Origin of the sequence: Xanthomonas sp. NCPPB 2922, from assembly GCF_041520885.1 — a bacterium.
In the GTDB taxonomy this organism is placed as follows: Bacteria; Pseudomonadota; Gammaproteobacteria; order Xanthomonadales; family Xanthomonadaceae; genus Xanthomonas; species Xanthomonas campestris.
Map to the genome: position 1 here is coordinate 43,407 of NZ_JBGOFY010000026.1, position 8,863 is coordinate 52,269.

Genomic DNA, 8,863 nt, shown 5'->3' on the forward strand with positions numbered 1-8,863 from the left:
ACCGGAGGCGTTGCGAGCGGACGTGCCATCACGACACGCCGCGCGCCTCCAGGGCCGCCATCACAATGGGTTTTGCCCAGTCCGGTACCTGCACCAGTTGCTCGGCGGTGGCCGGGTAATGCACCCCGGGGTGATCCAGCTCCAGTACCAGCAGTGGTTCCACCCTGCCCCGCCGCATCGGCCGGCGCACTGTTGTCGTACACATGCAGCACTGCCAGATGCGGCAACAACGTAATCAGGTTGGCGCGCGATGCATCAAAGCGCTCGCGGATCTTTTGCTCGGCAATGGCATGGCCCCCTGCGGCCACCCGCGACGCGACGCGACGCGTTGCAGATGCAGCTCCACGCTCGACAAGCCGCAAAACCACACGGCGACGCGGTGCTGCGCACAGGCGTGGAGCAATAGACGCGGGATTGTCTGCGCGCCTAGCGTGGTTTCGAAGGCATAGTCGTGGCCCTCGTCCATTGCACGGCGCAGCCGCCGCAGGCCTTCCTGCCAGCCTGCGTATTGGCCTCGTCCAACGCCTAGCCCTGCTCCACCCATTGCCGGGTGAAGGCGTCCGGGTTGAACCAGGTGTCGCCATCCTCCTGCAGCAGGCTGCCCAGCAGCGAATGGCTCAAACGCAACGGGGCCCGAAGGCCCCGTCACTCAACACACCGGCGATTGCAGCCGCGCTTAGCCGCGCAGCTTGGCCAACAGCTCGCGCGTGACCGGGTCGGCCACATCGGCGGCCTCGCCCTTCAGGGCAGGCAGCAATTGGCTGGCCAACTGCTTGCCCAACTCGACACCGAACTGGTCGAACGCGTTGATGCCCCACATCACCGACTGCACGTACACGCTGTGCTCGTACATCGAAATCAGCGCACCCAGCGCCTGCGGGGTGAGTGCATCGAGCAGGATCACTGTGCTCGGGCGACCGCCCGGATAACTGCGGTGCGGATCGCTACTGTCCTGGCCATTGGCCAGGGCCTCGGTCTGCGCCAGCACGTTGGCCATCAGCGCGACATGGTTTTCTGCGTACGGGTCGTCGTTGTGCACGGTGCCGATGAAATCGGCCGGCACCACGCTGGTGCCCTGATGCAGCGCCTGGAAGAAGCTGTGCTGCACGTCGGTGCCGGCACCGCCCCACCACACCGCCACGGTGTCGCTGTCCACGGCCGCGCCGTCCAGCTTGACGCGCTTGCCCAGGCTCTCCATCACCAGCTGCTGCAGATACGCCGGCAGCAAGGCCAGGCGCTGGTCGTAGGTCATCACCGCATGCGTGGCGCTACCGAGCAGGTTACGGTTCCACACTGCGGTCAGCCCGTGCAGCACTGCCACGTTTTCTTCCAGCGGCGTGTTGAACACATGCGCGTCGAACTGCGCGGCACCGTCGAGCAGTTGTTCAAAACGCTCAAAACCGATCGCTAGTGCAATCGGGAAACCGACCGCCGACCACAGCGAATAACGGCCGCCCACCCAGTCCCACATCGGCAGCACGCGGCCAGGTGCAATGTCGAACGCCTTAGCGGCACGTTCGGGATTGGCACTCACTGCGTACAGGCGCTCACTGCCACCCAGCCACGCATGCAGGATGCTGCCGTTGAGCAGGGTTTCCTGGGTGCCGAAAGTCTTGGAAATCAGGATGCCGGCGGTCCGTGCCGGGTCCAGCGTTGCCAGAGTGCGCTGCATGGCCGCGCCATCGACGTTGGAAACGAAATGCACGCGGAAACGCGCACCGGACGGTGCACGCAATGCATCGGCGACCAGACGCGGACCCAGATCCGAACCCCCGATGCCGACGCTGACAATGTCGGTGACGTCGGTGCCTTCCAGCTGCTGGATCAGCGCGCCCATGCGCTGCCGGACTTCGGCGGCGGTGGCGTATGCATCGGATGCGACCGGTGCATCGGTGAGATCACCACGCAGCGCGGTGTGCAGGGCGGCGCGTTGTTCGGTGACATTGACCTGCTCGCCACGGAACAGCCGCTGGAACGCGCCTGCCAGGTCGCGCTCGCGTGCGATTGCAAACAGCGCATCGAGCGCGGCGCGGTCGTATTTCTGCCGCGCGAAGTTGAAATACAACGGACCGACTTGCCGGGCGTACTGCGTGGGCCGCTGGGGCTCTGCGGCAAGCAATGCGGGCATGGCAGCGCCGCGCAGGCGCTGGGCGTGGGCGTGAAGCGCGTCGAATCCGTTGGTATGTGTCATGCGGCCTGAGTGGGGATGCTGTGGTTGGTGTGGGAGATCGCGTTGTGCGCGTCCACATATACCAGATTGGGCTTGAAGGTCTTGGCTTGGTCTTCGCTCATGCTGGCGAACGCGGCCACGATGATCAGATCGCCCACCTGCACGTGGCGCGCTGCGCCGCCATTGAGCGAGATGATGCCGCTGCCTTCTTCGGCACGGATGGCATAGGTGCTGAAACGCGCACCATTGGTGACGTCCCAGATGTGGACCTGTTCGAATTCGCGGATGCCGGTCGCTTCCAGCAGCAGGCCGTCGATGGCGATCGAGCCCTCGTAGTTGAGCTCGGAGTGAGTGACGGTGGCGCGGTGGATCTTGGCTTTCAGCAGGGACAGGTGCATGTGGCTACAACGCAAAGGAAAGCCGGCATTTTAGCGGAAAGTGCAGGCATCGACCGGCCAGCAGCGCAGCCGGTCGTGAGGGCTTCAGGCCGGCCGCGCGCGCGGCCTCAGAATTCCAGGTTGTCGATCAGCCGGGTGCTGCCGATCCGGGCAGCAATCAGCGCCACGCGTGGGCCGGCTGCCGGGGCGCCTAAACCGTCGTCGGGCTCGCTCAGATCAGGCAGGCGCAGCGCGGTGTAGTCGACACGGAAACCCACTGCTTCCAGTGCCTGGGTTGCCGCTGCCTCGACCTGCAGGCGCGGCACGCCGGCGGCATGGCTGTCGCGCATCTGCAGCAGCACCTTGCGGATCTGTGCCGAGATCGGGCGATCGTCGGCCGACAGATACTGATTGCGCGAGCTCATCGCCAGGCCATCGGCCTCGCGCACGATGCTGCCGCCCAGGATTTCGATCGGAAACGCCAGGTCGGCCACCATCTGCCGGATCACCGCCAGCTGCTGATAATCCTTCTTGCCGAAGGCAGCCACGTCCGGCTGCACCTGATTGAACAGGCGCGCCACCACCGTGCAGACGCCATCGAAGTGGCCGGGCCGGCAGACGCCTTCGAGCACGTCGCTGACACCGGGTGCATGGATCGGCGTGGCCAGCGCTGTGCCGAGCGGATACATGGTGTCCACGTCCGGCAACCACAGCGCGTCGCACCCGGCATCCTCCAGGCCACGCATGTCGGCTTCGGGCGTGCGCGGGTAGCGTGCGAAGTCTTCGTTGGGGCCGAACTGGGTCGGATTGACGAACACGCTGGAGACCACGCGGTCGGCGTACTGGCGCGCCAGCATCACCAGCGAATAGTGCCCGGCGTGCAGGTTGCCCATGGTAGGCACCAGCGCTACGCGCAGCCCCTCGCGCTTCCAGCCGGTGACCAGTGCGCGCAGCGCCGACAGATCGGTAAGGGTCTGGATCATGCGGCGTACGCGTGCTCGGCGTCGGGAAAGCTGCCATCGCGCACGGCCTGCGCGTAGGCCTGCACGGCGCCCGCCACCGACCCGCCTTCAGCGAGGAAATCCTTGACGAACTTGGGACGGCGATGGCCGCTGTCCAGGCCCAGCATGTCGTGCATCACCAGCACCTGGCCATCGCAGCCGGGGCCGGCACCGATGCCGATCGTGGGCACGCGCAACTCGGCGCTGATCTGCGCCGCGATCGGCGTCGGCACGCATTCGAGCACGATCAGGCTGGCACCGGCATCGACCGCAGCCTGGGCGTCGCGACGCAGCTGTTCGCCGGCTTCGCCACGGCCTTGCACCTTGTAGCCGCCGAAGCGCAGCACCGATTGCGGCGTGAGCCCCAGATGCGAACACACCGGGATTTCGCGCTCAACCAGGTAGCGGATCACGTCGAGCTTGTGCCCGGCGCCTTCGATCTTGACCATCTCCGCACCCGCCTGCAGCAGCTGGGTGGCGGCATCGAGCGCACGTTCGGGCGTGGCATCGGCCTGGAACGACAAGTCGGCCACCAGCAACGCACGCTCCAGCACGCGGGCCACCGCGGCGGTGTGATAGACCATGTCGGCCGTGGTCACCGGCAGCGTGGAATCGTGCCCCTGCACCACCATGCCCAGCGAGTCGCCCACCAGGATCAGATCCACGCCATTAGCGTCGAAGGTGCGCGCAAACCCGGCGTCGTAGGCGGTCAACATGACCAGTTTTCGACCGTCGCGCTTGGCCTGCGCCAAGGCGGGCACGGTCCAGGGCTTGCTGTCGGCGTGGCTGCTCATGAACTCATTACGTGGGGTGATAAGCCGGCCATTATCTACCCAATCGGCTCCAGCCCACAGCCATCGACGCCCTGCAGGGCGTGTCGCACTGTTCCATGCCCTGGAATGATCGCCTCCGGGGCGAGCTCGGCCAACGGCACCAGCGCGAACGCGCGGGCATGCAGATGCGGGTGCGGCACCTGCAGACGCGGCAGGTCGATCACCTGCTCGGCATACAGCAACACATCCAGATCCAGGGTGCGCGGGCCCCAGCGCTCGCCGTCGCGACGGTCGCGGCCGAACGCCTGCTCGATCGCCAGCAGCCCGTCCAGCAGCGCCAGCGGCGCCAGCGTAGTGCGCACGGCGGCCACGGCATTGATGAAGTCCGGCTGGTCCTCGCGGCCCCAGGCCGGCGTGCGGTACAGCCGCGAAGCGGCGGTGACCGACGACTGCGGCAGCGTGCCCAGCGCGACGATGGCCGCGCGCACGGTGGCCTCGGCCTGGCCCAGGTTGGCGCCCAGGCCGACAAAGGCGGTCAGCACGCCCTACTCGCCTGCGGCGGCGCCGGTACGACGGCGGCGGCGGCGGCGCTTGCGCGGTGCCGACTCATCCCCATCGTGATCGGCCTGCGCGTTCTCGATCGCGTCCACCAGCTCCTGGCCGGACGACTGCTGCGCATCGCGCCAGAACTCGACATCGGCGGCATGGTCGGACGAGGCGAACTGGCGCAGCACCAGGAAGTCGAACGCGGCCCGGAAGCGCGGGTGCGACAAGGTGCGGAATACGCGCTTGCGCTGGCGCGAGGAGAACCGGGTCTGCAGCAGCCAGATTTCCTGCATCGGCAGCGAGAAGCGACGCGGCAAGGCCACCCGTTCCAGCTGGTGCAAGGTCACCCGATCGGCGGCGCGACGCTGTGCGTCTTCCGGCTGCACGCCCTGCGCCTGCAGCCCCATCAGGGTGCGGCAGAAGGCCGGCCACAGCAGCAGCGCGAACAGGAACGCTGGCGAGACCGGCTCATCATTGGCCACGCGTGCATCGGTGTTGCGCAGGCCTTCCAGCACCATCGCGCGCAATGCGCCGCTCCGGTTGGATTTGAGCGCGGCTGCACTTTCGGGGAACAGTGCGCCGAGCAGGCCGTAACGCTCCAGGCCCTCGAAACTGGCCACGCCGTGCCCGGACAGGAACAGCTTGAGAATCTCTTCGAACAGACGCGCGGGCGCCGCTTCGGACAACAGCCCGGCCAGGCGTGGGATCGGCTCGGCGGTGCCGGCTTCGATGTCGAAGTTCAACTTGGCCGCCAGGCGCACCGCGCGCAGCATGCGCACCGGATCTTCCTGGTAGCGCAGCTCCGGGTCGCCGATCAACTTCATCAAGCGCGCCTGCACGTCTTCGAAGCCGCCGCAGTAATCACGCACCGAGAAATCCTCGATCGCGTAATACAGCGCGTTGCACGTGAAGTCGCGGCGAATCGCATCGTCTTCGATGGTGCCGTAGACGTTGTCGCGCACCAGGCGGCCGTTATCCAGCTCGCGGTCACCGCTGCCGTCATCGATATTGGCGCGGAAGGTAGCGACTTCGATGATCTCGCGGCCGAACACCACATGCGCCAGGCGGAAGCGGCGGCCGATCAGGCGGCAATTGCGGAACAGCGCCTTGACTTCCTCCGGCGTGGCGCTGGTGGCCACGTCGAAGTCCTTGGGGTGGCCGCCGACCAGCAGGTCGCGCACCGCACCACCAACCAGGTAGGCGCCAAAGCCGGATTCGCGCAGGCGGTACAGCACGCGCAACGCGTTGGGGCTGATGTCCTTGCGCGAGATGGTGTGCTGGTCGCGTGGGATGACGCGCAGCGTGAACGGGGATGTAACTGAAGGTTCGATGGTGGCGCTTCCGTTTCGTGTTTCAGGATTGCCCAACGGCTTTTACCTCACTATACTAGCGCGCTGCACAGCTCGCACCAAACGCTCCCTTCGTCTAGCGGTTAGGACGTGGCCCTCTCAAGGCTAAAACAGGGGTTCGAGCCCCCTAGGGAGCGCCAACTTCGTCCTCTGCAGACACGCCAAGGCCCCGCGATTGCGGGGCTTTTGCGTTGTGGGCCAGGAATGCAGGCGATTGAATCAGGGGCAGCTCGTGGCAGCGCAGGTGTGGTCGCGGCCGTTATACAGCGACCGCTGCGATGGCGACCGCTGCGATGGCGGCCGCTGTGCCGATAGCCGAGGCCGCCTGCGCAGCAACACGCCGCACCGTACTGCGTGAGAGGTGTTCAACCGCGCTGAGCAAGTACCACGCCGCTCCAGCGCAGCCAACGCCGATCACCGCATGCTGGCCGGCCCGCGCGCAGGTCATTCCGCCTCATTCAGATGCAATGCCGTGTAGCTGACCAAGCGCGTGGGCAACACGCGCCTGGCACGAATTGCCGTAGATGTCTGCAGCGCACGTCAGTGGTCTTGCGACTCGGCAATCATGTGGAAGACGTCTGCATCACTGCCAGTTTCGGCAACCGCGTCGTGCGCGTGCAGGCTTTCGAAATGGCGGACCGCCACATGAAATGAGGCATAGCGCTCGGCCAACTCCTTGCGTAGCCGGCGCGCGGCATCTTCCACGTACATCAGGTTGGCACCGTTCAAGCGTGCAAATGCCTGCTCATCAATCCGCCGCACCGCTGCCTGTACTGGCGTGGCCAATGCGCCTTCGCACAAGAGCACCAACGCGCGGATGTCGAAACGCTGCACGCGCGCGACCAAGTCCACGCGCACTTGCGCCACGCTGCGCTGGCTATGTGGCGTGGCATACGAGCCGTTGCGTTGCAGCCACTGCGCGACATCCTCGACCCGCAAAGCGGTCTGTCCAGCATGCTGTTGCGCGAAGGCCTTGCTCAACAACTGACGTGATAGCGCGGCCGAACACGGGCAGGTGGAGGCATACAGCACATCGATCTGCAGACGCATCTCACTGCGCCCCGCCCTGCTCTGTGCGTCGATGCGCACCGGATAGGCACGCCAACCGGCCAGTCCCTCACTGCGCAGTGCCGGCATCCGCAACATCACTTCGAAGGCCAGACTCACCCGCGCCGCACGGCTGCCGCAATCGGCATGGCTGTCGATCATTGCCTGCAGCAACTGCGAGAGCATCGCCGGTGATAGCGGTTGCTCCAGATGCCGATCCAGCAAGCGATACAGCCGTGACATGTGGATACCCTTGAGTTCGGGCCGCGGCAGATCGACCTGCACCTGCGCGCGTGCAGCCACCGTGCCACTCGGCTCGGCCTCGTCCAGGCGCACGGGAATCGCAATGTCCTGCATGCCGACCCAGCGTATGGGCGCATGCAGCGCGGAAGGTTCGGTGACGGCGATATCGGGAAGCGTGGCGGACATGAAAACCCATGGAAGAAGAAAGGGACGGCCGCACTCAGGCGCGACCGGGAAATGCCTGGAAGTAGTCGTCGATGCCGGCGTGCAGCGTCTGCGCCAGTTCATCCTGATGCGCGTCGCCACAGAGCCGGTTGCAATCGTCGCGATTGCTCATGAAGCCGGTTTCCACCAGCAATGACGGGATATCAGGCGATTTCAGCACTGCAAACCCGGCCTGACCCACCTGGTCCTGATGCAGTCGTGTGACGTGCTGCAGGCGATCGAGCATCAGCTTGCCGAACTCCAGGCTGCTGGCGATGGTGCCGCTGAGCGACAGGTCGGCCAGCACCCGCGACAACACCGGATTACTCGGCACCCGCAGGCGGCGTGCGCTATCGCCCATGTCATCGGCCGCGTTCTCGCTATCGGCGATCCAGCGCGCCAATGCCGAGCTGGCGCCACCTTGGGACAAGGCGAACACCGAGGCGCCACGTGCGGCACTGCTGGGCGCGGCATCGGCATGGATCGACACGAACAGATCGGCGTTGCGGCGATGGGCGATCATGACGCGCTCATGCAAGGGCACGAAGCGATCGTCGCTGCGGATCATCGTCGGCCGGTAACGCGGATCGGCCGCCAGGCGCTGGTGCAGCCGCCCCGCGACTGCCATGGCCACATGCTTCTCGTAGCGCGCATCGGCACTGACCGCGCCGGGATCCTTGCCGCCGTGACCGGCGTCGATGGCGACCACGTAGGGATGCAGGCGGGAGCGCGTGGGCGCAGCCGCCGCAACGGCCGGCTCGGTCGGATCGGCTGCGGACAACGACGCAGTGCCGGACACAGCAGCAAGATCGACCACCAGTGCACCATCCTCCCAGCGCGCCGTGGCTGTTAGCGGCTGCGCCAGATCGAGCACCACGCGCAGCCCATCGCCGTGCGGGCCGCTGCGGATGGCAACGACCGCAAGACCGTCAGGCAATGGATCGACCTGCGGTGGTTGCGTCGAGACGCCCGGCAGGTCGATGACCAAGCGCGCTGGATTGGACAGGCTGAAGCTGCGGTAGGCGACCTGGGTACTCAAAGCGAGCCGAAGTCGCAGCCCCGCATCCTGACGCTGCAGATTGCAACTGCGTAGCAGCGGCTGCGGCTGCGCGTGGACCAAGCGCGGCGACAGCAGCAAGGCTGCGCCGACGGT

8 protein-coding genes, 1 tRNA gene and 1 pseudogene are annotated in these 8,863 nt (G+C 66.2%); 1 reads left to right on the forward strand and 9 read right to left on the reverse strand.

Annotated elements, in window-relative coordinates:
• Window positions 1-28: 28 nt before the first annotated feature.
• From ACD584_RS19710 to pcnB, 7 genes and pseudogenes are all read right to left on the reverse strand, one after another.
• Window positions 29-621: pseudogene (locus ACD584_RS19710) on the reverse strand (hypothetical protein).
• Between the two features lie 55 nt (window positions 622-676).
• Entirely contained in the window at window positions 677-2,191 is a 1,515-nt protein-coding gene (gene pgi, locus ACD584_RS19715) for a glucose-6-phosphate isomerase (RefSeq protein ID WP_076036830.1), read from the reverse strand.
• The gene (gene panD / locus ACD584_RS19720) at window positions 2,188-2,568 is read right to left on the reverse strand and encodes an aspartate 1-decarboxylase (RefSeq protein WP_050911545.1); all 381 of its coding nucleotides are present in this window, start codon (window positions 2,566-2,568) and stop codon (window positions 2,188-2,190) included. The genes pgi and panD overlap by 4 nt, the downstream gene beginning before the upstream one ends.
• A gap of 107 nt (window positions 2,569-2,675) precedes the next feature.
• Window positions 2,676-3,530: a pantoate--beta-alanine ligase gene (panC, locus tag ACD584_RS19725; RefSeq protein WP_076036829.1), complete on the reverse strand. Its 855-nt coding sequence runs from the start codon at window positions 3,528-3,530 to the stop codon at window positions 2,676-2,678.
• Complete coding sequence (panB, locus tag ACD584_RS19730) at window positions 3,527-4,342, reverse strand: 3-methyl-2-oxobutanoate hydroxymethyltransferase (RefSeq protein WP_042598935.1); 816 nt, start codon at window positions 4,340-4,342, stop codon at window positions 3,527-3,529. Before panB ends, panC begins: the two co-directional genes overlap by 4 nt.
• A 35-nt stretch (window positions 4,343-4,377) precedes the next feature.
• On the reverse strand, window positions 4,378-4,863 hold the full coding sequence (gene folK, locus ACD584_RS19735; RefSeq protein WP_042598934.1) for a 2-amino-4-hydroxy-6-hydroxymethyldihydropteridine diphosphokinase: 486 nt from the start codon (window positions 4,861-4,863) through the stop codon (window positions 4,378-4,380).
• A 3-nt stretch (window positions 4,864-4,866) separates the two neighbouring features.
• Window positions 4,867-6,234, reverse strand: coding sequence for a polynucleotide adenylyltransferase PcnB (pcnB, locus tag ACD584_RS19740; protein WP_076036828.1), 1,368 nt, complete (start codon window positions 6,232-6,234; stop codon window positions 4,867-4,869).
• 47 nt (window positions 6,235-6,281) lie between these two features.
• Between pcnB and ACD584_RS19745 the strand changes: the two genes are divergently transcribed.
• Window positions 6,282-6,356, forward strand: a tRNA-Glu gene (locus tag ACD584_RS19745).
• A gap of 400 nt (window positions 6,357-6,756) precedes the next feature.
• On the opposite strand, the gene folE2 is transcribed toward ACD584_RS19745, so the two are convergent.
• The gene (gene folE2, locus ACD584_RS19750) at window positions 6,757-7,692 is read right to left on the reverse strand and encodes a GTP cyclohydrolase FolE2 (protein ID WP_076036827.1); all 936 of its coding nucleotides are present in this window, start codon (window positions 7,690-7,692) and stop codon (window positions 6,757-6,759) included.
• Window positions 7,693-7,726: 34 nt separating this feature from the next.
• On the reverse strand, window positions 7,727-8,863 hold a 1,137-nt coding region (locus ACD584_RS19755; RefSeq protein ID WP_372357324.1), incomplete at its 5' end, for an N-acetylmuramoyl-L-alanine amidase.